Source organism: Pseudomonas sp. KB_15, from assembly GCF_052114525.1.
Lineage (GTDB): Bacteria > Pseudomonadota > Gammaproteobacteria > Pseudomonadales > Pseudomonadaceae > Aquipseudomonas.
Window position 1 is genome coordinate 1 of the sequence record NZ_JBFREX010000142.1, and the last position, 557, is coordinate 557.

At 63.2% G+C, this 557-nt stretch carries 1 protein-coding gene; it reads left to right on the forward strand.

The features are described 5' to 3' along the window. Window positions 1-557, forward strand: a 557-nt coding sequence (locus AB4Z35_RS30120) for a PLP-dependent transferase (protein WP_442101175.1), incomplete at both ends; no start/stop codon positions are given.

The window sequence follows — 557 nt, forward strand, 5'->3', positions numbered from 1 at the left end:
TCGTTGTTCCGTCTGGGCAGGCCGCGCTGGTCAGCGCGATCATGCCATTCGTCAAAAGCGGCGACCACATCCTGATTTCCGACGCGTGCTATGGCGGCCTGAAGGCCTTCGCGGGCGACTGGCTGGCCCGGCTCGGTGTGGATGTCGATGTCTATCCGGCCGACATCGGCAGCGACATCGCTTCCTACATCCTGCCGTCGACACGGATGATCTGCCTCGAGTCTCCGGGGACGGTGTCGATGGAAATGCCCGATGTACCGAAAATTGCCGCCGAGGCCCGGCGGCGCGGCATCCTCACCATGATGGACAACACCTGGGCGAGTCCGCTTGGGTTCCAGCCGCTCCTGCATGGTGTGGACATGAGTATCGAGGCCGCCACGAAGTTCTTCGGCGGGCATTCCGACCTGCTGATGGGTGCGATCAGCACGAACGACTTCACGCTGTACGAAAAACTGCGCGAGGCGCAAGCCACCCTGGGCCTTGCCGTGAGTGCGGACGACTGCTTTTTGGTGTTGCGCGGTCTGGAGACGTTCCCCTTGCGCTTCGCCGAGCAGGGC